Source organism: Allorhizobium sp. Av2 (assembly GCF_021462805.2).
GTDB lineage: Bacteria > Pseudomonadota > Alphaproteobacteria > Rhizobiales > Rhizobiaceae > Allorhizobium > Allorhizobium vitis_G.
Map to the genome: position 1 here is coordinate 796,194 of NZ_CP192696.1, position 22,953 is coordinate 819,146.

A 22,953-nucleotide genomic window follows, 5' to 3' on the forward strand; every position below is an offset into this window, starting at 1 on the left:
AGACGCCATCAGTTGCAAGATAGTATGGACGGCGTTCCAAAACGTCATAGAACCCTCCGGGTTCAGGGAGCCTTATGCTGTTCTGGGTTGAAATTGCAGTTCTGACCTTTGCCGTCGCGGCGGCCTTTCTGTTGCCGTTGACGCGAGCGCAGCAGCGTGGTGAGCGCGAGACCCGTGATGGTGCGATGGCCGTCTATCGCGATCAATTGCAGGAACTCGACCGTGACCGGGCGGGCGGGCTGATTTCCGCCGAGCAGGTGGATTATGCCCGCGCCGAGATTGCCCGCCGCCTTCTCGCTGCCGATAAGGGCGATGAAACAGGTCAGGCAGCCAAAAACGCGCCTCGCAAAACCTCGCGTAACGGTCTGGCGCAGGCCTTTGTTGTCTTGCTGGTGCCAGCGGTCGGCCTTGGGCTTTATCTTGCTCTCGGCAGTCCCGGCCTGCCATCACAGCCCTTGCAGGCCCGACTGGAAAATCCTGGCAACGACATGAGCCTGCTGATTGCCCAGGCAGAACGTCATCTGATGCAAAAGCCTGAGGATGGCGCGGGCTGGGATGTGCTTGCCCCGATCTATCTGCAACAGAACCGCATGGGCGAGGCGGAACTGGCCTTTCGCAACGCCATCCGGTTGAAGGGCGCCAGCCCCGAGCGGCTCAATGGTCTTGGCGAAGCGCTGATTGCTCAGAGCGACGGTGTGGTGACGGATGCCGCCCGCGATCTGTTTTCGCAGTCCGTGGCGCTGAACCGCGACAATCCGCGTGCCGCCTATTATCTGGCGCTGGCGCTGGAACAGTCCGGCAAACGCGACGAGGCGCTGGCCGCCTTCAAGGCGATTGCGGCTCAATCCCCGCCCAATGCGCCGTGGCTACCGCTGGTCGCCCGTCATATTACCCGCAATGATCCTCAGGCTGCTGCAACGGCGGCGCCCCTCGGAAATCCCGATGCCGCCGCTGTCGCCGCAGCCCAGGGCTTGCCGGACGGCGACCGTCAGGCGATGATCAAGGGCATGGTGGAAAGCCTGGATGCCAAGCTGAAAACCGATCCAAACAATTTCGAAGGCTGGGTGCGTTTGGTGCGCTCCTATACCGTGTTGAAGGACAACCAGCGGGCGCTTGAGGCCTTGAAAGCCGGGTTGAAGACTTTCCCCGCCGAGGGGGAGCAAGGCAAGCAGCTGATCGCCATGGCGCAACAATTGGGATTGCCGGTCGAGGAGGCGCTGAAATGACCCGCAAGCAGAAACGTCTGGCTGTGATTGCCGGTGGGGTTGGTTTCATCATGGCGGCTGTGCTGCTGGTTCTGTTCGCGTTCGGCCAGTCCATCGCCTATTTCTATATGCCCTCCGATCTCGCCAAGACGCCGGTTGGTCCCGGCACCCGCATCCGGCTGGGCGGGTTGGTGGCGGAAGGTTCGGTCAAGCGCGACACCGGCTCCACCGTCAGTTTTGCCGTCACCGATGGTACGGCCACGGTGCCAGTGACCTATACGGGCATTCTGCCGGATCTGTTTCGTGAAGGGCAGGGCGTGGTGACGGAAGGCGTATTTGGCGCTGGCGGCACGCTGTTTGATGCCGATACGGTTCTGGCCAAGCATGACGAGAATTACATGCCGAAGGAAGTTGCCGACCGGATGAAGAAGGACGGCGTCTGGAAGGGCGAGGGAGAGGCGAAATGATCATTGAGATCGGCCATTACGCGCTGGTGCTGGCGCTGGCCGCCGCACTCCTGCTTTCGGTCCTGCCGATGCTGGGCGCCCGCAGGGGCGATACCGCGATGATGCAGACGGCGGTCACCGGCACCTATGCGCTGTTTGGCCTGGTGCTGTTTGCGTTCGGGGTGCTGGCTTATGCCTATCTGGTCTCGGATTTCTCGCTGCTGAATGCCTATCAGAATTCCCATTCGCTGATGCCTGCCATCTATCGCTTTTCGGCGGTCTGGGGCAATCACGAGGGGTCGATGATGCTGTGGCTGTTGATCCTGACGCTGTTTTCGGCCCTGGTGGCGCTGTTCGGCACCAATCTGCCCGACCGGTTGAAAGCCAATGTACTCGGCGTTCAAGCCTGGATTTCCACGGCCTTCATTCTGTTTATCCTGATCACCTCCAATCCCTTCATTCGCCTCAATCCGGCCCCTGCCGAGGGGCAGGACCTCAATCCGGTGTTGCAGGACCCCGGCCTCGCCATCCATCCGCCGCTGCTGTATCTCGGCTATGTCGGCTTTTCCGTCTGTTTTTCCTTTGCCATTGCCGCTCTGATCGACGGGCGGATCGATGCCGCCTGGGCGCGCTGGGTTCGGCCCTGGACGCTGGCAGCCTGGACTTTCCTGACGGCGGGCATCGCCATGGGTTCCTACTGGGCCTATTACGAGCTGGGCTGGGGCGGCTGGTGGTTCTGGGACCCGGTCGAAAACGCCTCCTTCATGCCCTGGCTGGCTGGCACCGCGCTGTTGCATTCGGCGCTGGTGATGGAAAAGCGCGATGCCCTGAAAATCTGGACGGTGTTGCTCGCCATCCTGACCTTCTCGCTGTCGCTGCTTGGCACATTCCTGGTGCGCTCCGGCGTGCTGACCTCGGTGCATGCCTTTGCCACCGATCCCAGCCGCGGGATTTTCATTCTCGCCATCCTCATCCTGTTCATCGGCGGCGCGCTGTTCCTGTTCATGCTGCGGGCTCCGCATCTGAAGGCGGGCGGGCTGTTCCAGCCGATCTCGCGCGAGGGCGCGCTGGTGCTGAACAATCTGATCCTGACGGTGTCGACCGCGACAGTGCTGATCGGCACGCTCTATCCGCTGCTGCTGGAAACCCTGACCGGTGAGAAGATTTCGGTTGGCGCACCCTTCTTCAACCTCACCTTCGGCCTGCTGATGATCCCGCTCCTCGTTGCTGTTCCGTTCGGGCCGATGCTGGCCTGGAAGCGCGGCGATCTGCTGGGCGCGCTGCAACGGCTCTATCTGGTGGCGGCGCTGGCCTTTCTGGTTGGGCTTGTGTTCTATTATTTCCAGAATGGCGGTCCGGTTCTGTCTGTTCTGGGGCTGGCCGCAGGCTTTTTCCTGATGTTCGGGGCGTTGGCCGATCTTGCTTATCGCTCGGCGTTCGGCAAGCAGAAGCCAAGCGTCGCCTTTCGTCGGTTGATCGGCCTGCCGCGCTCGGCCTTTGGCACGGCACTCGCGCATTTCGGCCTCGGCGTCACCGTGCTGGGCATTGTCGCTGTTACCACGTTCCAGAGCGAAATGGTGGTGGAGATGAAGCCCGGCCAGACCGTCGAGGCCGGTGGCTTTTCCCTGACCTATGACGGGCTGCGCTCCGCCAAGGGACCGAATTACACCGAGGATCGCGGTCATTTCACCATTCGGCGTGGCGGGGTCTCCGAGGGCGATGTCTGGTCATCGAAACGGCTTTATACGGCAAGGCGCATGCCGACCACCGAGGCGGGTATCCGCAGTTTCGGCTTCAGCCAGCTTTACGTCTCGCTTGGCGATGCCATGGCCGATGGCGGCATGGTGGTGCGGATCTGGTGGAAGCCTTGGATTCTCTGCATCTGGGGCGGGGCGCTGGTGATGATGATCGGCGGTTTCGTCTCGCTTTCCGACCGGCGTTTGCGCGTCGGTGCTCCAAACCGCAAGGCAAAGGCAGCGGCGCCCAATGGTACCCTCAAGGGCCTGGAGGCGGCGGAATGAGGGGACTTTTTGCCGTCTTCTTCGGTTTCTGGCTGTCGCTGGTCCAGCCCGCCTTTGCCGTCAATCCCGATGAAATGCTGAAAGATCCGGCCTTGGAGGCCCGCGCCCGGCACCTGTCGGGGCAATTGCGCTGCATGGTCTGCCAGAACCAGTCCATTGACGACAGCAACGCTGAACTGGCCCGCGATCTGCGGCTTCTGGTGCGCGAACGCATCGTCAAGGGCGATAGCGATGACGATGTCATCCGCTATCTGGTGTCGCGCTACGGTGAATTCGTGCTGCTGAAACCGCGATTGACCTCGGAGACCTTGCTTCTGTGGGGCGCGCCCGGTCTGTTGCTGGTGATTGGCGTAGGGGCAGCCTTTGCCTACAGCCGCCGACGTAGAAGCGTGGCTGTGGCAGAGCCGTTGAGTGCGGAGGAAGAGGCGCGGTTGAAGCGGCTGTTGGAAGAGTAGGATTCCATCGCGTGTCAGAGATGTCACGTAATGCTTGACAGATGTCACGCAAAGTGTTACATATTTTCTATGATCGAGACCTTCCTCAATAAGGAACTGGCCAAGCTCTGGGAAGGATCTCGAACCAAGATCGACCAGCGGCTTCATGCCCGTATCGAAGCGAGGCTCGATGCTCTCGATGCCGCCACCAAGGCGGATGATATGAATCTCCCCGGCTTCGATTTCCATCAGCTTGTCGGGCCAAATCCGAGGCGATACACCGTTCATGTCAACGGTCCCTGGTGCGTCACCTTCGAGTTCAGCAATGGCAATGCATACGATGTTGACTTTGAACAATATCATTAGGAGCGGTCGATGACCTCAATCGCGGCAAAACGTAACCCCAACAGATGCCCCACGCATCCAGGCGCCCTGTTGCGCGATGTCATTCTTCCGGCGATCGGCAAGCCGAAGACGGAGATTGCCGGCCTGCTTGGCATTTCCCGCCAGCATCTTCATGAGGTCTTGGCTGAGGAAAGGCCGGTGAGTGCCGCCGTGGCTGTCCGGTTTGGGAAGATGTTCGGCAATGGCCCGCTGTTCTGGATCAGGATGCAAGCGGCCTACGACGCCTGGTATGCCGAACGCGAGATCGACGTATCCGGTATCCCGACTTTGCATGTCGCCTAACGGTCTCTATGGCGGGAGAGTTTTATTGGATAAATCGGAGCCGGGCCTTATCCTTATTGTCCACGGTGACTTGCTTTGATGTATTGCTGCTCCGACCGCCCATATTCCAAGCCCCAAAAACCTTTCCGGCGCATAAATTTCCGCATTACCAACTTTTCATGTTCCGGACAGTTCGTTGTAACGTGATCCATCCTATATCTGTGTCATCCACCGCCTGAAGCCGGGTTGTTCCGGTCTTCGCAAGATACGATGCCAACAGAACAGATAAGGTAGAGATCCATGTCGAAATCCTTCCATAATCGCTCCGTTACCTCCAGGCTGCGGGCCGGTACCGCGGCAGGGCTGGCGGCCCTGATGCTGGCGGGTGCCGTGACGGTAACGCCTGCGCTGGCTGCGCCCGTCGAGGTGCAGGCGCCGCAGGTGCCAAGCTTTGCCGATCTGGTCAGTGCCGTTTCGCCCGCCGTCGTCTCCATCCGCGTCAAATCGGATGTGCAGCAGGCTTCCGAGGACGGCAGCAATTTCTCCTTCAATGGCCGTGACTTCGACCAGCTTCCCGATCCGCTGAAGCGCTTCTTCAAGGAATGGGGCATGCCAGGCCCCGGCGGTCCGGGTGGTCCAGGAGGCCCCAAGGGCGGCCCGCATGCCGAGCGTCATGGCAAACTGCGTCCGATTGCCCAGGGCTCGGGCTTCTTCATCTCCGAGGACGGCTATGTCGTGACCAACAATCACGTGGTTTCCGATGGCCAGGCCTATACGGTGGTGATGAATGACGGCACCGAATATGATGCCAAGCTAGTCGGTAAGGACCCGCGCACCGATCTCGCCGTTTTGAAGGTCGATCAGCCGACCAAGAAATTCACCTATGTCGAATGGGCGCAGGACGAGAAGATCCGCGTTGGTGACTGGGTCGTGGCCGTCGGCAATCCTTTCGGCCTCGGTGGAACCGTGACCTCGGGTATCGTTTCGGCCTTTGGCCGCGATATCGGCTCCGGCCCCTACGACGATTACATCCAGATCGACGCACCGGTAAACCGGGGTAATTCGGGTGGGCCAGACTTCAACCTCAGCGGCAAGGTGGTCGGCATCAATACGGCGATCTTCTCGCCATCGGGCGGCAGCGTTGGCATCGCCTTCGCTATTCCGGCGGCCACCGCCAAGGATGTGGTTGCTGAATTGATCAAGCATGGCTCGGTGCAGCGCGGCTGGCTTGGCGTTCAGATCCAGCCCGTCACCAAGGATATAGCCGAATCGCTCGGTCTGGCCGATGCCAAGGGTGCGCTGGTGGCTGAGCCGCAGGCCGATTCGCCCGGTGAAAAGGCCGGTATCAAGCAGGGCGACGTGATTACCGCGGTGAACGGCGATCCGGTCAAGGACCCGCGTGACCTGGCCAAGCGCATTGCGGCCTTCCCGCCCAATACCAAGGTCGATATTTCGATCTGGCGCAATGGCAAGCCGACTGCCGTCAAGGTTGATCTCGGCACCCTGCCTGCTGAAAAGGATGCGGCCAGCGGTGATGAGGACCAGGGCGCGCCCGAGCAGAACGCACCGGCCACCGAGCAGGCGCTTGCCAATCTCGGGGTCACTGTCCAGCGTGCCGATGACGGCAAGGGCCTGACGATCACCAATGTCGACCCTGATTCTGAGGCTGCCGACAAGGGGCTGAAGACTGGCCAGAAGATCACCTCGGTCAATAACCAGCAGGTCTCCAGCGCCGCCGATGTCAAGAAGATCCTTGAACAGGCTAAGAAGGATGGCCGCACCAAGGCGCTCTTCCAGGTGGAAACCGACAATGGCAGCCGCTTCATCGCCCTGCCGATCAACCAGGGCTGATGATCAGGCTATTGGCGGCGGCTGGACTTTTCCAGTCGCCGTCAATCTTCCGGCAGAAGATGTGTTTTCGTGAACGAAGAGGCGCAGATCATGGCATTCGGGACGGGACAAAGCATGGAAACCGGTAAAACAGGCTGTGCATCGGGCAATGCGGGCACTAATGTCGCGCGCATGAAAATACTTGTGATCGAAGACGATCTTGAAGCCGCCGCTTACATGACCAAGGCCTTCCGTGAGGCTGGGATCATGGCCGACCACGCCAGCGATGGCGAGGCAGGCCTGTTCATGGGCTGCGAAAATACCTATGATGTGATGATTATCGACCGGATGCTGCCGCGCCGCGATGGCTTGTCGGTGATTTCTGAATTGCGTAAGCGCAGCATCAATACGCCGGTGCTGATCCTGTCGGCGCTTGGCCAGGTCGATGACCGGGTGACCGGCCTTCGCGCCGGTGGCGACGATTATCTGCCCAAGCCCTATGCCTTTTCCGAGCTTCTGGCCCGGGTCGAAGTCCTGGGGCGACGCAAGGGTACGCCGGAACAGGACATGATTTACCGGGTCGGCGATCTCGAGCTTGACCGCCTTTCCCACGAAGTGCGCCGGGCGGGCAAGGAAATCCTGCTCCAGCCCCGCGAATTCCGCCTGCTGGAATATCTGATGAAGAATGCCGGGCAGGTGGTGACCCGCACCATGCTGTTGGAACATGTCTGGGACTATCATTTCGATCCGCAGACCAATGTCATCGACGTGCATGTGTCGCGGCTGCGCTCCAAGATCGAAAAGGATTTCGACCGGCCGCTGCTGAAGACGGTGCGCGGTGCCGGCTATATGATCAAAGACGAAAGCTGACGAGCCCCAATGTCGCGTGCCGGATTTCTGTTCAAGTCTACCGCCGTCAGGCTTTCGGCGCTTTACATCATTCTGTTTGCGCTTTGCGCCGCTTTTCTGGTGATCTACGTCACGGCGCTTTCGGAACGTCTGCTCAATCAGCAGACCCGCGATAGTCTGCAACAGGAAGTGACGGAAATTGAGCGCGCTTATGAAAAGGGCGGCGTCGAAAATCTGCTGCGGTTGATGGAACGGCGCATGCGCCAGCCCGGTGCCAATCTCTATGTCATTGCCGGGCCAAACGGCGAATTTCTGGCGGGCAATGTCAGCTCCGTCGAGCCGGGCGTGCTGGACCGCGAGGGCTGGACGAATTTTCCCTTCGCTTATAACCGCTATGCCGAAACAGGGCCTGCCCGTCCGCATCTGGCGATAGCCAATGTGCTGGCGCTGGACAATGGGTTGCGCATTCTGGTCGGGCGGGATCTGGGCGAACCCACCAAATTCCGCATTCTGGTGCGCAAGGCGCTGATGGTGGCGCTCGCGATCATGGGGGCGGGGGCTTTGGTGATCTGGTTTGCCATTGGCCGCAACGCCTTGAAGCGCATCGATCGGGTGTCTGCCGCCAGCAAGAAGATCATGGCGGGCGATCTTGGCCAGCGTCTGCCGGTCTCCGGTTCCGGCGATGAATTCGACCGGCTGTCGCGCTCGCTGAATGATATGCTGGAGCGGATCGAAAAGCTCAATGAGGGCCTTCGCCAGGTTTCCGACAACATCGCCCATGACCTGAAGACGCCGCTGACCCGGCTGCGCAACAAGGCCGCCGATGCGCTGGCCGAGGATGATGACCAACTGCGGCGTCAGGCGCTGGAAGGGATTATCGGCGAATCGGATCAGTTGATCCGCACGTTCAACGCGCTGTTGATGATTTCCCGCGTCGAAGCGGGATCGATTGCCGCCGAGCTTTCCGATCTCGATGCCTCCACCATTGCTGCTGATACCGCCGAGCTATACGAGCCGGTGGCCGAGGAGGCGGGCTATATGCTGGCAAGCGATATTGCCCCCGGCATTAGCGTGCGGGGCAATCGCGAACTGATCGGCCAGGCGATTTTTAATCTGCTCGACAATGCCATCAAATATGCGGGTGAAGGCGGCAGCGAAATCCGCGTGAAACTGGCAAAGGCAGCGAACGGCGAGGCGCGTCTCAGCGTCTGCGATCATGGCCCTGGCATCGCAGCGGAGCGCCGGGAAGATGTCGTTAAGCGTTTCGTGCGGCTGGATGAAAGCCGCAGCAAACCCGGCACTGGTCTTGGCCTGTCGCTGGTCGAGGCGGTGATGGCATTGCATGGCGGCAGGCTGGAGCTGAGCGATACCGATACCGCTAATTCCGAGTGTCCCGGGTTGACGGCCACCATGGTCTTTCCGCGTGTAACCGCATAAACTTCTCTCAACCCGCAATGGCCAAAAAGGCCGCCTTGTAAAAGGCAGACCGAAACAGGCGGGATGGAGGATGTGCATGCCCAAGGACCAGCCCGTTTCGCCGGAAACCGTCTTTCTGCGCGATGTCGCCGAAGATGTCGTCAAACCGCTGAACAAGGTGGAGACCAAGGCTGTCCTTGCCGTGCTGAAGGAGCTTGGCCGGGATGCGCCTGAGATCGCGGCCTTGCTTTTGGAGGAGACGCCACTCAGAGCTTTCATCATCGCCGCCCTGACGCTGTCACCCTATTTGCGTGAGACGGCGGCCTTGCGCCCCGATCTGCTGGTATGCGCGCTTCAAGCCCCTCTGCAAGACAGCCTGCACATGCTGGTGGAGCATGCGCGCCATGCCTGGCGACCGGACCAGGGAGAAACGCCGCCGACCGAGGCCATGGTGATGAGCAGGTTGCGCCAGGCCAAGCGGGGCCTGTCCTTCCTGCTGGCGCTGGCCGATCTGGGCCGATTGTTTCATCCCCGCCAGACGACGCTATGGCTGTCGCGGATGGCGGATGCGGCAATCGCCTGCGCCATCGACCATCTTTTGCTGGCGGGTCATGAGGCGGGCAAGTTTCGGCTTGCCGATCGCGATGCGCCATCGAAACACAGCGGCCTGATCGTGCTGGGCATGGGCAAGCTTGGCGCGTTTGAGCTGAACTATTCGTCGGACATCGATCTCGTGGTGTTTTTTGAGCCGGATGCGGCGATCCTGGTCGCGCCCGAGGAAGCAACTGAAACCTATGGCCGGATGATGCGCCGGTTGATCCGCATCCTTCAGGAGCGCACGGGGGATGGCTATGTCTTCCGTACCGATTTGAGGCTCAGGCCCGATCCGGGGGCCACGCCCCTCGCCATGCCGGTCGAGGCGGCACTGATCTATTATGAGGGACGTGGGCAGAACTGGGAGCGCGCCGCCTTTATCAAGGCTCGGGCGCTGGCGGGGGATCTTAGCGCAGGTCAGGCCTTTCTTAAGGAATTGGCACCTTTCGTGTTTCGAAAATACCTCGATTATGCGGCGATTGCCGATATTCACTCGATCAAGCGGCAGATCCATAGCCATCGAGGCCATGGAGCGATTGCGGTCAAGGGCCATAACGTCAAGCTCGGGCGCGGCGGGATTCGCGAGATCGAGTTCTTCGCCCAGACCCAGCAATTGATCGCCGGTGGACGGATGCCGGATCTGCGGGTGCGCGGCACCGAGGCAGCACTGGCGGCGTTGGAACAGGCCCGCTGGATCGATGCGACCACCCGCGATGAACTGACGGAGGCCTATTGGTTCCTGCGGGATATCGAGCACCGCATCCAGATGGTGCATGACGAGCAGAGCCATACGCTGCCGACCACCGAGACTGAGTTGAAGCGGATTGCGCTGATGTGCGGCTTCGATACCCCGGCAGGCTTTTCGCAGGCCCTGGAAAAGCGGCTGCGGCTGGTGGAGCGGCGTTACGGTCAATTGTTTGAACAGGAAGACGATCTGTCTGTTGGCGGCAATCTGGTATTTACCGGTCAAAAGGACGATCCCGATACGTTGAAAACGCTGGAAAAGCTTGGATTTCAACGGCCTGAAGACATTTCCAGGGTGATCCGCACCTGGCATTACGGACGCTACCGCGCCACGCAATCGGTGGAGGCCCGCGAACGGTTGACGGAACTGACTCCGCGTCTCCTCAAGGCATTTGGCGAAAGCCGTCGCGCCGATGAGGCGTTGTTGCGGTTTGATGCGTTTATGTCGGGCCTTCCCGCCGGTATCCAGTTGTTTTCGCTGCTTGGCAACAACCCGGCACTGCTGGAATTGATCGTTACCATCATGGCTGCCGCGCCCCGGCTTGCTGCCACCATTGCCAGTCGGCCGCATGTTTTCGACGGTATGCTCGACCCCGGTCTGATGGCCGATCTGCCGACGCGCGATTACCTTGCCATGCGCCTCGATGCTTTTATTGGCGGTGTGTCGAATTACGAGGAATTGCTGGACCGCCTGCGGATCTTTGCCGCCGAGCAGCGTTTCCTGATCGGCATTCGCCTGATGACCGGGGCAATTTCCGGAACGGTGGCAGGTCATGCCTTTACCGATCTCGCCGATCTGGTGATCGAGCAGGCCTTTCACGCCGTGCGCCGTGAAGTGGAACGGGTGCATGGCCGGATCTCTGGCGGGCAACTGGCGCTGGTCGGCATGGGCAAGCTTGGCTCGCGGGAGCTGACGGCAGGTTCCGACGTCGATCTGATCGTGCTTTATGAGTATGATGATGAAAACGGGGAGAGCGATGGAGCAAAACCGCTCGATGCCGTGCGTTATTACACCCGCCTGACACAGCGGTTGATCGCCGCCTTGTCCGCACCGACCGCCGAGGGCGTGCTCTATGAGGTGGACATGCGGCTTCGTCCTTCCGGCAACAAGGGGCCGGTGGCAACCCGGTTGAGAGCCTTCGAGCGCTATCAGCGCGAGGAGGCCTGGACCTGGGAGCATATGGCGCTGACCCGCGCCCGGCTGATCACCGGCGATGGCCCGCTGGTCGCCGAGGCGCAAACCATCATTGCCGATATCCTGGCGCAGACCCGCGACCGCGCCGCGATCGCTGCCGATGTCAGTGAGATGCGCAACCTGATCGACACCGAAAAGCCGCCGAAGGACGGATGGGACTTGAAACTGATACCCGGCGGATTGGTCGACCTGGAATTTCTCGCCCAATATCTGGCCCTGATAGAACCGGATCATGGATTGAAGACGCAGGCCGGGTCGGGATTTTCGCAGACGGATATCACCACCGCCCAGCGTTTGAAGCAGGGTGGTGCGCGGGCGATGGATGCCGGTGATCTCGATCTCTGCCTTGCGGCCCTCACGCTCTACACGGAACTGTCGCAGGTAATCAGGGCCTGTGTCGAGGGAGGATTCAGGCCGCAGGATGCACCGGCGGGCCTGATCGATGTCGTCCTGCGGGTTGCCGACTGCCCGGACCTGAAAGTGCTGGAGGCCGAGTTGAAGCGCCTGTCCAAGGCGGTTCGGCGGATTTTTCAGGCAGTTGTCAGCACCCGGCCCTGAGCGGCGGATTTGCGGCAGGGGGGAAGTTGTGACGGTCTATCCGGCACGGTGATCGAAACGACGGTCCCTTTGCCCTCGCGTGAGCGAATCCGCAGGCTGCCGCCATGCAGCATGATCAGCGAGCGGGAAATCGCCAGGCCCAGGCCCGATCCGCCCTTGCTCTTGGCATATTGGCTCTGCACCTGTTCGAAGGGCTGGCCGATCTTGCTGATGGCCTGTTTGGGAATGCCGATGCCGGTATCAGAGACCAGCAGCCGCACCGCGCCGTCGATCTTGTGGGCGCGCACCGCGATACGTCCGCCCTCATTGGTGAATTTAACCGCATTTGACAGGATGTTGAGCAGGATCTGCTTCAGGGCGCGCCGGTCTGCAGTCATGGCGAGGCCCGAAACGATGCGTTGCTCAATGGCGATATTCTTGTCCTTGGCGGAAATCGTCGTCAGTCGCAGGGTTTCGTCGATCAGCGAGGCGAAATCAACGTTTTCGCATTTCAGCAGCATATGGCCCGCCTCGATCTTCGACATGTCGAGAATGTCGTTGATGACGTTGAGGAGATGCTTGCCGCTATCGTGGATATCGCGAGCATATTCGCCGTATTTCGGCGAGCCGATCGGCCCGAACATGCCGGTGGAGAGGATTTCGGAAAAGCCGAGGATGGCGTTGAGCGGCGTGCGCAACTCATGCGACATATTGGCGAGGAACTCCGACTTGGCCTTGTTGGCGGCTTCGGCGCGCTGCTTTTCGGCCAGATATTTCTCGTTGGCTTCCGACAGTTCCGCCTTTTGCCGTTCCAGCTTTTTCTGCGACGAAGACAGGTCGCCAATGGTGGCCATCAGCCGGCGCTCCTGCTCGCGCAGCCGCTCCTGATGACGCTTCAGCAGGGTAATATCGGTACCAACAGAGACCAGGCCACCATCGCGGGTGCGCCGCTCGTTGATTTGTAGCCAGCGCTCGTCGGCCAGTTGCAGCTCGGTAGTCCGCGAGCTTCCCTTGGCGGACGGATCGGCAATACGCCGTTGAATGATGGGCCGGGCAGCGGCGGCATCCACCACAGCGCGCTCGACGCCGGGCACCAGCACGCTGTCGGGCAGGCCGTAGACATGCTGAAAATGGGCGTTGCACATCACCAACCGGTCGTTCTTATCCCAAAGCACGAAGGCTTCCGAGGTACATTCGATGGCATCGGCCAGCCGCTGGTCGGCCTCGGCGTAGCGCTGTGCCAGCCGGTGCTGCTCCGTCACGTCCATGGCGATACCGATCACATGCGGGCTGCCGGAACTGGTGCGGATCACCTGGGCGCGGGCGCGCAGCCAGACATAATGGCCATTGGCGTGACGCATGCGAAACACCTGGTCGATATGGCGGTCGCCATCTCGGCCAATGGTGCGGGCCAGCGCATAAAGATTGCCGTCATCAGGATGCATCAGCCGGGCGGCGTCGGCAAAGCCAAGCGGTTCGCTGGACGGCGGCAGGCCGAGAATGTCGAACATCGAGCGCGACCAGACCAGTTTTCGGCTGGCGAGATCGAAATCCCACAATCCGCAGCGACCGCGCGACAGGGCAGTTTCGACCCGGCGGTTGGAATCGACGAACACGTCAGAGGTCTCCCGCGCCCGTTTTGCCTGGGCGAAATAGGCATAGAGAATGCCCATCAGGATCAGCGAGATGGCCGAAAACAGCGTGACGTTGAGAGCGAGTTCCGCCCGCCAGTAGTCGGCGGCGGATTTCAGCGAATGGGCCGCCAGCACAAGCGCGCCGTCCGTGCCGGTTGGTGTCAGCACGGCGATATGGCGAAAGCCGTTGATGTCGGTTTCTACCGCGCCCGTCTGGTCTCCGAAATTGCGGAGCACCGCGACTTGCGGAAACAGCGCCATGATTTGCATGCCGACAAAACTGCTGCCATTGCCGGAACTGGCGACTACCCGGCCTTCGGGATCGAGCAAGAGAACAAAGCTTTCGTCATCGAGAAGATTGGGCGGCAGAAAGCGCTTGATCAGCGCCTCGGCCTTGTCCCGGCCAAGTTCTGCCGGAAGCTCGGGGCCGGAAGATAAGGCCGCCGCCGCCGCAGAGGCCATCATCGCGGTGGAATGACGGATGGCGCTTTCCATTCGCGCATATTCCGAGACAAGCCCCATGCCGCGCGCCATGGCGATGACGATCAGAAAAGCAACCACCAGAATAGGAATGACTTGGCGAAGGGCCGCGTCAGTATTGGAAATCGAAAGGTTTCGGACGACGTAAGCAACGCCTCCGTGGTTCTTGACCGCATCCAGAAATGACAGATATCCGGGAAATTCCGGTCGCAACCGATCATCGGCTGCGGTCGCCCGCTGCACGTTTTCCATTGTCCCTGCCTTGATCCCTCGTCCTGATTCGGCGCGCCGCTCGCTCCAAATCTAACCTAATGAATCATCAGGGATTCTTCCTGTCCAGTCGAAAAAACTAACCGCTTGTTAACCTCTTGCGAAGAATCAGCTTTTCATGATCGCGTGACTGTTGCAGCCGCACCTATCAGCCGTCGAATCATCCCTGCGTCGCCATTGCATGAGCATGCACTCCAGGCTTGCGCACAAAAAAAGGGGCGGACGCATGTGCGGCCACCCCTTTTGGAAGATCATAAACCGTAGGCGCTCAGCCCTTCAGCATCCGCTCGACGATGTCGCGGACATCGTTGGAAAGCCCGTTTGAGCCTTCGATAACGGCAAGGGCCGCCTTGGCCTTGGCCGCGCGGATCGGTTCAAGCTTTTGCCAGGTGCGCATCGAGGTCAGCAGTCGGGCTGCAAGCTGCGGATTGCGCTTGTCGATGGTCAGAATTTCCGAGGCAAGAAAATCATAGGCCTTGCCATCGGCGCGGTGGAAGCCGGTCGGATTGGAAAAGGCAAAGCTGCCGATCAGCGCACGAACGCGGTTGGGATTGCTGGCGTTGAACAGCGAATTTTGCATGAGCGCTTCAATCCGTTCCAGCGCACCGTGTCCCGGGATGGTGGCCTGAATGGAAAACCACTTGTCCAGAACCAATGCATTCTGGGCAAACCGTGTCTGGAAATTGGCCAGCGCTGCCTGCGCCTCTTCCGTAGCACCGAAGTGATAGGCGAGAACGCCGAGCGCATGCGACAGGTCGGTCATATTATCGGCTTTGTCATAGGCCTCGGCGGCCTTGGCCGGATCGCCTTTGGCCTGCACGAGATAGCCGAGTGCTGCATTTTTCAGCGCTCTTTTGCCTGCGGCAGTAGCATCCGGACTGTAGGGGGTCTCAGTCGCCATGTTATCGTAGAGGCGGGCAAACAGATCCGCGCCCTCAGTGGCGATATCAGCCAGCACCGCCTGGCGTGCCTGATGGATGGCGTCCGGGTCGATGTCGCTGCCCAATTCGCGGGCGATATCGGCTTCGCTCGGCAGCGCCAGCACCTGGGCGCGGAAGGCCGGCTCAAGCGCATCGTCGGCGATGATGGCAAGCAGGCTTCCCTTCAGGGCAGCGCTTGCCTTGTCAGAAGCGCTTTTGGCCGTGCCGCTCTTGGTGGAGAACTGGCGCGCGCTGTCGCACAGAACCGGCAAAGCGAGGTCGGTCAGGGCCTGCCAGCGGGAGAACAGGTCGCTATCGTGGCGTGCGATCAGCGCCAGATCCGCACTTGCCTGGCTGAAATGCAGGATGACGGGTGCCGAAAAGCTCCGGTTGAGTGACAGGACTGGACGTTCCTTCACGCCTGAAAATTGGAATACCTGCCGGCGTTCGGTCAGATGCAGCACGTCGCCGCTGATTTCGCCGCCGTCCACGGTTGCTGCGTTAAGCGGCGTGCCATCTGCTGCCAGAAGCCCAAAGCGCAGCGGAATATGCATCGGCTGCTTGTTGGGCTGGCCGGGTGTCGGCGGGATCACCTGTTCCAGCTCGATGGTAAACAGGCTCGCGCCGGTGTCGTAGTCGCAGGACACCGTCACATTCGGCGTACCGGCCTGGTTATACCAGAGAGAGAATTGGCTAAGATCGCGCCCGGAGACTTGCGCGAAGCAGGCAACGAAATCCTCGACGGTTGCCGCATCGCCGTCATGGCGCTCGAAATAGAGATCCATGCCAGCCTTGAATAGGTCCGGCCCGAGGATCGTGGCGATCATTCCTGTGACTTCGGAGCCTTTTTCATAGACGGTGGTCGTGTAGAAGTTATTGATTTCCTTGTAGGTATTCGGGCGCACCGGATGCGCGAGCGGGCCAGAATCCTCAACGAACTGTTCGGCGCGCAAATGCCGGACTTCGGCGATGCGCTTGACGGCGCGTGAGCGCTGATCGGCGGAAAACTGGTGATCGCGATAGACCGTCAGCCCTTCCTTCAGGCAGAGCTGGAACCAGTCGCGGCAGGTGATGCGGTTGCCGGTCCAGTTATGGAAATATTCGTGGGCAATGATCGCTTCGATATTGGCATAGTCGGCATCGGTGGCGGTTTGCGGGTCGGCCAGCACATATTTGTCGTTGAAGACATTCAGGCCCTTGTTTTCCATGGCCCCCATATTGAAATCCGACACGGCGACGATCATGAAAATATCCAGATCGTATTCGCGCCCGAACACATCCTCATCCCATTTCATCGAGCGCTTCAGCGCATCCATCGCATAGGCGGCGCGGGGTTCCTTGCCGTGCTCCACATAGATTTTCAACGCGACCTCGCGGCCCGACACCGTGGTGAACGTGTCCTCGATCAGGCCGAGATCGCCTGCCACCAGTGCAAACAGGTAGCTGGGCTTGGGATGGGGATCGAACCAGGCGGCGAAATGCTTGCCCTCGCCATAGCCCGCACCACCCAGGAAATTGCCGTTCGACAACAGTAGCGGATTGGCTTGCTTGTCAGCGATGATATTGACGGTATAGACCGACAGCACATCCGGACGGTCCGGGAAATAGGTGATGCGGCGGAAGCCCTCGGCCTCGCACTGGGTGCAATAGATGCCGTTCGAGCGGTAAAGCCCCATCAACTGGGTATTGGCCTCAGGATTGATCAGCGTGGTAATGGTAATCTCAAAGGGTTCGGCAGCTGGAAGGTCGCGGATCGTCAATGAGCGCGCAGTGGCGCTGTAACGCTCCGGCTCCAGCTCGATCTGGTCGAACAGCACGCTAGAGAGAACCAGATCATCGCCGTCCAGCACCAGCGGTGCGGCGACATCGGCACCTTCACGACGATGAAAGATCAGTCGGGCCTCGACCTTTGTGTCTGTTGGATCAAGCTCGAAAGTCAGGTCCACTCGCTCCAGGACAAACTCGGTCGGGCGATAATCCGCCAGGCTGACAACCTGGCCCGTTTCTGTACGCATCAATATATCCTGATCGTCCTATTGCAAATCGACTACACGCGAGCGTTTCGATGGAACGGGCCAGCGCAATTCATGGGCATGATGACATCAATTTCTGAACGATTGCTAAAATCCGATCTATTATTGTTTATTCTTGATGAAGTCAGATCATTTTCTTGTCCCATGAAAACGCGGAAATGAGTTATCCTATTGTTTTCAAAGGTTTCAGATTGCAAAATTCGCTTTGCACTTTTGTTGGAAATGCTCCAGAAATATTTTGACCCGAGGTCTGGTTTTGGTGTGCCGACAGGCCTCGGCGGGAACCACTGGGATATTGACCTGGGTCACAGACCAATATCAAGCTTTGCGCGAATGTCTTGATCCGCCTCGGTCTGTTGAATAATCACGCCATACCAACCAAGACCGTCATAGTCTTCGTAACCAAGCGTTTTGGCAAAGGCGATGATGTTTCCGCTGTCATCATAGTAACTGCCTTTCTGGTTTGCTTGGCTATTGTGCAGCGGGAAATGAGTGTAGATCCGGCTTGGATGAGAGCTTGCAATCACCCGCATTGAGCCATCGAGCAGCATGACCTGGGTCTTGTCAACGAGATGCGGCGGCAGATTGGCTTCTTTTTCGACAATGGCCTGGCCCTGGGCCTGCCAGTCGAAATAGACGCCAAGCATTCCCAGTAGTTCGCCGTCCGAACGGCCTCCCGCCCGAATTCCGGTAGCATAGACCAATGTGTCGCGGTTGTCATGCAGAGGGCTTTTTTTGACTTCGTCAACGATATAGTCGTCGCCGCTTGTCGTTTGACCGGCGGCCTTGACCCATGTTTCCTGAGCAAAACTTTTGTTCTGAAGATTGTTTCGGTAGCGCGGATTGGCAGAGGCGACGACACGGCCACTGGCATCCGTCATCACCAGATCGAGATAGACCGTATAGAACCGATTGATGACCCCCAGTCGCTCCGAGGCATGGTTGAAGCTTTCGGTGGTTGGATTTTGTAGCGCCGACCACAGGGCAGTGTCCGTTGCCCACCATCGGACATCGGCGGTGCGTTCGAACAGATTGCGGACGATGAACTGCACCAGGGTCAGGCAGAGATCGGTCAGCCGCACGCCTTCCATTTCCTGAACCAGACCATCGGCCATGGCCCGGCCAAGCTTTATACGGCTCAGGACATTGTCCTCGAACTGTTTGGCGATGTCGGCCGCGCTTTGAGCCAGGCGCTGGACTTCATTGGCCACGACCGCGAAGCCTTTGCCCGTATCACCGGCGCGCGCGGCTTCAATCAGGGCATTGATGGCCAGCAGGCGGATTTGCTTGACCACCAATGTATTGTTCATGCTGAATTTTTCGAGATCGCCGCCAATGCTTTCCGTAATCAACCGCATGGAGCGAGGCGTTGCAGTCACGACCCGGTTCTGGCGGAGCGGTGCTGGGGAATTCGACATGGCGATAAATCCTGAAGCCAGGGCCGCGATGACCCAAAGTGGAAAGAAAAATAATATATTGCTTTGCAGTAAATTAACGCATCACTTGGTTAAGTAAGTATAAATTCAAATCTATTGTTTTTGGGTGCGATTTATTTATCGAGGATAGCTCGAGGATTTTTGAGTTTTGTGGATAAGTGTATGATTTAAATATAGTAATTTTGTAATTATTTATTTAGGGTTGCGACAGTATTTGTGGTTGTCCACCCCATTGCGCATCGCATGTTTGCGACACGGGAGTGTTCGTGAATGCTGACCTTGTTCTTGCGCGGTCGGTCCGAATCGGCAATGGTCGGGTTATCCGACGTGCTGGCTGAAACCCATGGCCGCTCGTCCCCTTGATGTCATGGCCCGCATATCAGCCGGCCTTGTGAGTCCAGCGTCATGAACAGTGAAGTATCGGCGGGTCCGATCAGAGGCCCGATCAGGGGCATTGTGTTCAAGGTCGCCTCTGTTACGGTCTTCGTTGCCATGCAGACAGCGATCAAACTGGCAGGCGATGACGTGCCGGCGGGGCAGATCACCTTCTATCGCTCAGCCTTCGCGCTCATTCCCATTCTGGCCTATCTTGCCTATCTGGGGCAGATCAGGACCGGGTTGAAGACGGCCAATGTGTTTGGGCATGTCAAACGTGGGCTGATCGGTATCGCCGCCATGGCCTGTGGCTTTTACGGCCTCGTGCATCTGCCGATGCCGGATGCAATTGCTATCGGTTATGCCATGCCGTTGATTGCCGTGGTGTTTGCTGCGGTTTTCCTGGGTGAGACCGTCAGACTCTATCGCTGGTCGGCCGTTGCCATCGGCCTGGTCGGTGTGGTGATTATTTCCTGGCCGAAGCTGACCCTGTTGCAGGACGGATTTTATGGTTCCGAGGCTGGCTTGGGGACGCTTGCAGTTCTCGCCTCCGCCGCGCTTGGAGCAGCGGCGATGTTGCAGGTCCGCCAACTCGTTCGTGAAGAAAAAACCGCCACGATCGTATTGTATTTCTCGATCATCGCGGCGCTGATATCGCTTGTCAGTCTGCCATTCGGCTGGAACGATCTCTCCGTCCGCCAGCTTGCTCTCCTGGCTTTTGCGGGGATCTGCGGTGGTCTCGCCCAGATTTTACTGACGGAAAGCTATCGCCATGCCGATATTTCGACAATCGCGCCGTTCGAATACAGCTCCATCCTGTTTGGCTCGCTGATCGGCTATCTGCTGTTCGATGATCTTCCGAGCATTCACACCCTGGTCGGCACGCTGATCGTGGCGGGTGCCGGAATTTTCATCATCCTGCGCGAGCATCAATTGGGGTTGGAGCGCCGCGCGGCGCGTAAGGCATCCACTCCTGGCGCCTGAGTCGCATTGGGTTAGAGATCGGTGATCTTGCTGGAGACGGCTTCCGTGCCCTGGAGCGGGATGGAGGAGGCTTGAAACTCCGTTTTTCCAGGTTGGTCAGGGACAGCGCTACGCTGCCGCATCCGCCAGGCGGCATAGCCAGCGTAGAGAAGAAAGCTGATAGCGAGGCTGAACAGTAGTCCGTTGGGGCCGATGCCCTGCATGATTGCGCCTGTTACCAGCGGGCCTGTGACGGTGCCGAAGCCGTAGAGAATCATGATGGCACTGGAGATCGTCACATATTCATCGGGATCGGCCATATCATTGGCATGGGCAACATTGAGTGAGTAGACCGGATAAAGCACGGTGCCGACAAAGAAGCCGCAGATATAGAGCGCCAATGGCGAAATTCCGCCGAGCACGATCATCACCGCGCAGCAAAACACCCCGAACAAACCAGCGCCGACCATAACGCGGCGGCGGTCCATGCGATCGGACAGTCGCCCGAGCGGCATCTGCGCGATGGCGCCTCCAGCCAGGACGGCTGCCAGAAAGGTAGCGCCTTCCGCCGTCGAAAGACCGACCCGCTGGCTGTAAACCGCACCGAGACTGCTCCAGGTTCCCGATAAAGCGCCTGACAGCAGCGAGCCGACAAAAGCAATGGGCGAGCGGATATAGAGTTTCTTCAGGTCGAACCGCGCCTGGGCGAGCGGCGCGGGCGATTGTGCGGTGGACAGGGCGGTTGGAAAGAGCGCTGCGGAAAAAATCAACCCGCAGACGACGAACAGTGTCACCTGGCTTGGATCGCCAAGCGGCACGATATACTGGCCACCAATCGAGCCAACCAGGCAGGAAATCATATAGACGGAAAACAATCCGCCACGGTTTTCATTGTTGCTGCGCTCATTCAGCCAGCTTTCGATGATCAGGTAGCTGCCAGCAATGGCAAAGCCGGCAATACCCCGGAACAGGGTCCAGGCCCGCCAGTCGACAACGATGGCGCAGAGTAGGACAGACATGGTCAGGAGAGTGATCAGGGCGGAAAAAACCCGGACATGTCCCACCTTCTGCACCAGGCGAGGCGTGACGACGCAGGATGTGGTGAAGCCAAATGTATAACCGGTAGCGATGATTGAAATGGTGAATGTCGACCAGCCTTCGGCAATCGCCCGGATTGGCAGCATGTAATTCATCAGCCCGAATCCAGCCATCATCAGCAGGGTTGAGAGCATGAGGGCGCCGATGGAGGCGAGACTGGCAATCATGGCATGATCCGAACAGGAATGGGGCTGCGACTGGGAAGCGACTCTAACTGGGACCCACTTACGGCGAAGATTATGCCGCAGATATGACAGGCAACAGCATGCTTTATAGAACAAGGCATCGAAGATGCTGACGCATCCTCGCCTTGTATGAATTTTGAATCTCTCAAACGCACCGAAGGCTTAAGATACGCAAAAGTGGAATACGAAGAGCCATTTTCAGTGGTTTTCCGTGTTATGCGTCCTGGAAAGGTCCTTGCTCGGAACGCTGGGGTACGTGCGATAGGGAGCCATAACGGACCCTGTATTGAAAAGATGCTCCAAAGTCGACTGTGACATGGTATAATATCGCTTCTCTACGACGGACACGCGCCGTTTGGATGAGGATGATGTAGATTGGATAATGTTGGTTTTGTAAAAATGACACTATTTCAATTGGCATGACCGTATCAATCATTTTTATGTTAAGCATCGCCTTGTATTCCTGGAAATTGTGATGGGGCTCACAAGAATTGATTGGCAATAGGGCGGGTTTTGTTGTTATGATCAATAAAAAATTAATGATGTAGGTGGCGATGGCTCGCTTGGTATAGGCTTTTGCTGCTTTCCTTATTCATGTATTGCTGAACTTGGGATTGTCCATGGCGCTTTCTGTTGCAACGCTTTCATCCTCCTGGCGCTTCGCCGAGGCGATAGCTGTCATGGCGGCACAGTTCGGCGATCAGTTCGATGAGACGCCACGATTGGCGCGTGCGCTTGTTTCGCACCAGCGCTGGATGATGACCCAAGCCGCCTTTGCGCTCTACGCGGATCACCTGGCGGGACGCAGTAGCGGTCCTGGAATGACGGCCAGCGGCTTGGTGGACTGGATTTGCCAGACCGAAATTGCCAGCCGCAATACGGTTCTGACCTATGTCGATCAACTGCTATCCTATCGCTTCATCCGCCTTCACCCCGCCAGCGCCAAGCGTCCGCGCAGTTTTGAGGCAAGCGAGGCCAGCATTGACGCCATGCGGCGATGGCTTGGCGTCAATCTCGCCGTGCTCGATCATGTCGATGGTGGTGAGCGATTGCAGCACTTTCGGCAGCGTCCAGAATTGCTTTTCCGGGTTCAGCCGGAATTTGCGCGCCTGTGCCTTGATGATCAGCAATGGCGCGAGCCAGGTGAGCGTATCGGCCTGTTTCTGTGGACGGAAAGTGGTGCCCTGGTGATGGATAGGTTTATATCCCTCACACCCAATGCAGTCCTTGAGGATGACTTCTACGATTTGGGGACAATTGACATCCCAGCCATGGCAGAACGCTTCGTCATGTCACGAACCCATCTGCAAAGGGCTTTGAGAAAGGCCGAGCAACACGGTTGCATTCGCCGTAACGGATCGGGGCGGGCCAGCCATATCTGGCTGGCGGCAGACTTCTATCAGGAATATCGCGATTGGCTGGCGCGCAAATCGGCTATTCTCGACGCGGTCTTTGAAAAAGAGATGATACTGGCAGGAGAAACGCAGCAAGCGCATCCGCAAAGCGAACCTGTCACGGTAGCGCGTTCGGCATCAAGCAGAGGGTGCTGAACTTGATGCCGCAAGCAAGGATGTTGCAGTCAAAATCCATTCCAGATGAAGATCGCCCTCCCGTTTTAAATC

16 protein-coding genes are annotated in these 22,953 nt (G+C 58.8%); 12 read left to right on the forward strand and 4 right to left on the reverse strand.

Features of this window, described 5'->3' with window-relative positions; genetic code table 11:
- The first annotated feature begins 74 nt into the window (after positions 1 to 74).
- The 10 genes from ccmI to FS819_RS03870 all read left to right on the forward strand — a co-directional run bounded on the left by ccmI (position 75) and on the right by FS819_RS03870 (position 11,958).
- Entirely contained in the window at positions 75 to 1,226 is a 1,152-nt protein-coding gene (ccmI, locus tag FS819_RS03825) for a c-type cytochrome biogenesis protein CcmI (RefSeq protein WP_156550542.1), read from the forward strand.
- Positions 1,223 to 1,672, forward strand: a complete 450-nt coding sequence (ccmE, locus tag FS819_RS03830; protein ID WP_070167839.1) for a cytochrome c maturation protein CcmE — start codon at positions 1,223 to 1,225, stop codon at positions 1,670 to 1,672. Before ccmI ends, ccmE begins: the two co-directional genes overlap by 4 nt.
- A complete protein-coding gene (locus FS819_RS03835; protein WP_156550543.1) occupies positions 1,669 to 3,672 on the forward strand; it encodes a heme lyase CcmF/NrfE family subunit in 2,004 nt (667 codons plus the stop codon). Before ccmE ends, FS819_RS03835 begins: the two co-directional genes overlap by 4 nt.
- The gene (locus FS819_RS03840; protein ID WP_156550544.1) at positions 3,669 to 4,127 is read left to right on the forward strand and encodes a cytochrome c-type biogenesis protein; all 459 of its coding nucleotides are present in this window, start codon (positions 3,669 to 3,671) and stop codon (positions 4,125 to 4,127) included. Before FS819_RS03835 ends, FS819_RS03840 begins: the two co-directional genes overlap by 4 nt.
- 69 nt (positions 4,128 to 4,196) lie before the next feature.
- Positions 4,197 to 4,472, forward strand: a complete 276-nt coding sequence (locus tag FS819_RS03845) for a type II toxin-antitoxin system RelE/ParE family toxin (RefSeq protein ID WP_156550545.1) — start codon at positions 4,197 to 4,199, stop codon at positions 4,470 to 4,472.
- 9 nt (positions 4,473 to 4,481) lie between these two features.
- Positions 4,482 to 4,793: a HigA family addiction module antitoxin gene (locus tag FS819_RS03850; RefSeq protein ID WP_156550546.1), complete on the forward strand. Its 312-nt coding sequence runs from the start codon at positions 4,482 to 4,484 to the stop codon at positions 4,791 to 4,793.
- A gap of 279 nt (positions 4,794 to 5,072) precedes the next feature.
- Positions 5,073 to 6,623 carry a Do family serine endopeptidase gene (locus tag FS819_RS03855; RefSeq protein WP_156550547.1) on the forward strand — a complete coding sequence of 517 codons (1,551 nt, stop codon included), beginning with the start codon at positions 5,073 to 5,075 and terminating at the stop codon, positions 6,621 to 6,623.
- Positions 6,624 to 6,737: 114 nt separating this feature from the next.
- Positions 6,738 to 7,472: a response regulator transcription factor gene (locus tag FS819_RS03860; protein ID WP_085946615.1), complete on the forward strand. Its 735-nt coding sequence runs from the start codon at positions 6,738 to 6,740 to the stop codon at positions 7,470 to 7,472.
- Positions 7,473 to 7,481: 9 nt separating this feature from the next.
- Complete coding sequence (locus FS819_RS03865; protein WP_156550548.1) at positions 7,482 to 8,888, forward strand: sensor histidine kinase; 1,407 nt, start codon at positions 7,482 to 7,484, stop codon at positions 8,886 to 8,888.
- A gap of 70 nt (positions 8,889 to 8,958) precedes the next feature.
- Complete coding sequence (locus tag FS819_RS03870; protein ID WP_409050142.1) at positions 8,959 to 11,958, forward strand: bifunctional [glutamine synthetase] adenylyltransferase/[glutamine synthetase]-adenylyl-L-tyrosine phosphorylase; 3,000 nt, start codon at positions 8,959 to 8,961, stop codon at positions 11,956 to 11,958.
- On the opposite strand, the gene FS819_RS03875 is transcribed toward FS819_RS03870, so the two are convergent.
- The 3 genes from FS819_RS03875 to FS819_RS03885 all read right to left on the reverse strand — a co-directional run bounded on the left by FS819_RS03875 (position 11,931) and on the right by FS819_RS03885 (position 18,692).
- Entirely contained in the window at positions 11,931 to 14,303 is a 2,373-nt protein-coding gene (locus FS819_RS03875) for a PAS domain-containing sensor histidine kinase (RefSeq protein WP_156550550.1), read from the reverse strand. The genes FS819_RS03870 and FS819_RS03875 overlap by 28 nt on opposite strands.
- Before the next feature lie 286 nt (positions 14,304 to 14,589).
- On the reverse strand, positions 14,590 to 17,256 hold the full coding sequence (gene pepN / locus FS819_RS03880; RefSeq protein WP_156550551.1) for an aminopeptidase N: 2,667 nt from the start codon (positions 17,254 to 17,256) through the stop codon (positions 14,590 to 14,592).
- Positions 17,257 to 17,579: 323 nt separating this feature from the next.
- The gene (locus tag FS819_RS03885; protein ID WP_156550552.1) at positions 17,580 to 18,692 is read right to left on the reverse strand and encodes a methyl-accepting chemotaxis protein; all 1,113 of its coding nucleotides are present in this window, start codon (positions 18,690 to 18,692) and stop codon (positions 17,580 to 17,582) included.
- Between the two features lie 423 nt (positions 18,693 to 19,115).
- Between FS819_RS03885 and FS819_RS03890 the strand changes: the two genes are divergently transcribed.
- On the forward strand, positions 19,116 to 20,069 hold the full coding sequence (locus tag FS819_RS03890; RefSeq protein WP_156550553.1) for a DMT family transporter: 954 nt from the start codon (positions 19,116 to 19,118) through the stop codon (positions 20,067 to 20,069).
- Positions 20,070 to 20,080: 11 nt separating this feature from the next.
- On the opposite strand, the gene FS819_RS03895 is transcribed toward FS819_RS03890, so the two are convergent.
- Complete coding sequence (locus FS819_RS03895) at positions 20,081 to 21,313, reverse strand: MFS transporter (RefSeq protein WP_156550554.1); 1,233 nt, start codon at positions 21,311 to 21,313, stop codon at positions 20,081 to 20,083.
- Between the two features lie 638 nt (positions 21,314 to 21,951).
- On the opposite strand from FS819_RS03895, the gene FS819_RS03900 reads away from it, so the two are divergent.
- Positions 21,952 to 22,881 carry a hypothetical protein gene (locus FS819_RS03900; protein WP_156550555.1) on the forward strand — a complete coding sequence of 310 codons (930 nt, stop codon included), beginning with the start codon at positions 21,952 to 21,954 and terminating at the stop codon, positions 22,879 to 22,881.
- Positions 22,882 to 22,953 lie beyond the last annotated feature (72 nt).

Coding starts and splice junctions, on each gene's coding strand:
- FS819_RS03860 (WP_085946615.1), top strand. CDS start 6,738: ATGGAAACCGGTAAAACAGGCTGTGCATCGGGCAATGCGGGCACTAAT.
- FS819_RS03840 (WP_156550544.1), top strand. CDS start 3,669: ATGAGGGGACTTTTTGCCGTCTTCTTCGGTTTCTGGCTGTCGCTGGTC.
- FS819_RS03900 (WP_156550555.1), top strand. CDS start 21,952: ATGGCGCTTTCTGTTGCAACGCTTTCATCCTCCTGGCGCTTCGCCGAG.
- FS819_RS03890 (WP_156550553.1), top strand. CDS start 19,116: ATGAACAGTGAAGTATCGGCGGGTCCGATCAGAGGCCCGATCAGGGGC.
- FS819_RS03895 (WP_156550554.1), bottom strand. CDS start 21,313: ATGATTGCCAGTCTCGCCTCCATCGGCGCCCTCATGCTCTCAACCCTG.
- ccmI (WP_156550542.1), top strand. CDS start 75: ATGCTGTTCTGGGTTGAAATTGCAGTTCTGACCTTTGCCGTCGCGGCG.
- FS819_RS03875 (WP_156550550.1), bottom strand. CDS start 14,303: ATGGAAAACGTGCAGCGGGCGACCGCAGCCGATGATCGGTTGCGACCG.
- FS819_RS03845 (WP_156550545.1), top strand. CDS start 4,197: ATGATCGAGACCTTCCTCAATAAGGAACTGGCCAAGCTCTGGGAAGGA.
- FS819_RS03865 (WP_156550548.1), top strand. CDS start 7,482: ATGTCGCGTGCCGGATTTCTGTTCAAGTCTACCGCCGTCAGGCTTTCG.
- FS819_RS03885 (WP_156550552.1), bottom strand. CDS start 18,692: ATGTCGAATTCCCCAGCACCGCTCCGCCAGAACCGGGTCGTGACTGCA.
- pepN (WP_156550551.1), bottom strand. CDS start 17,256: ATGCGTACAGAAACGGGCCAGGTTGTCAGCCTGGCGGATTATCGCCCG.
- FS819_RS03855 (WP_156550547.1), top strand. CDS start 5,073: ATGTCGAAATCCTTCCATAATCGCTCCGTTACCTCCAGGCTGCGGGCC.
- FS819_RS03850 (WP_156550546.1), top strand. CDS start 4,482: ATGACCTCAATCGCGGCAAAACGTAACCCCAACAGATGCCCCACGCAT.
- ccmE (WP_070167839.1), top strand. CDS start 1,223: ATGACCCGCAAGCAGAAACGTCTGGCTGTGATTGCCGGTGGGGTTGGT.
- FS819_RS03870 (WP_409050142.1), top strand. CDS start 8,959: ATGTGCATGCCCAAGGACCAGCCCGTTTCGCCGGAAACCGTCTTTCTG.
- FS819_RS03835 (WP_156550543.1), top strand. CDS start 1,669: ATGATCATTGAGATCGGCCATTACGCGCTGGTGCTGGCGCTGGCCGCC.